Origin of the sequence: Lysobacter sp. TAB13, from assembly GCF_052113885.1 — a bacterium.
GTDB classification, from domain to species: Bacteria; Pseudomonadota; Gammaproteobacteria; order Xanthomonadales; family Xanthomonadaceae; genus Lysobacter; species Lysobacter gummosus.
This window is the reverse complement of the sequence record NZ_JBFRDR010000118.1, coordinates 1-547: the sequence shown is the minus strand read 5'-3', so window position 1 is coordinate 547 and position 547 is coordinate 1. Positions and strand designations below refer to the sequence as shown.

Genomic DNA, 547 nt, shown 5'->3' with positions numbered 1-547 from the left:
CTTCCCGCGCTGCGCCTGTATTGGTGGTCACTGGGCATCAGGCGGCCGAGGTCAGGGCGGCGCTCGCAGGGCTCGATGTCGCATTTGTGGACAACCCCGATTTCGCGGCCGGCCTTTCCAGCTCGGTCCGCGCCGGGCTCAGGGCTTTGCCGGAGGATGTCCCTGGTGCGGTGGTCTCGCTTGGCGATATGCCGAACGTGACCCCGCAGGTAATCAATCGGCTGGCAGAGGCTTTCGCTGACCGGCCCGACGCTCTCGCGGTGGTGCCAACGCTGTTCGGGCAGCGCGGCAACCCGGCGTTGTTGTCGCGTGCGCTTTTCCCGGCGGTGGAGCGGCTCTCGGGTGACCAGGGAGCTCGCCGCCTGCTGGACGCCGCCGGAGAGTCGGTCGTGGAGGTACCGCTTGACGACCCCGCGATTGCGATTGATGTCGATACACCCGAGGCACTCAAAGCACTCACGGGATAGAGACCAGGCGGACTTGGCTGAAAGCGGCCATGAGCTATCCGCGTCGTGGCGCGGATGCAGCGCGCGGAGCCGTGAAGCGC

Annotated in this window: 1 protein-coding gene; it reads left to right on the top strand. The window is 67.3% G+C overall.

The window, feature by feature from the left end; all coding sequences use genetic code 11:
- Positions 1-467: nucleotidyltransferase family protein (locus AB4Y92_RS25400; protein WP_441822135.1), on the top strand; the 467-nt coding region annotated here is incomplete at its 5' end.
- Positions 468-547 lie beyond the last annotated feature (80 nt).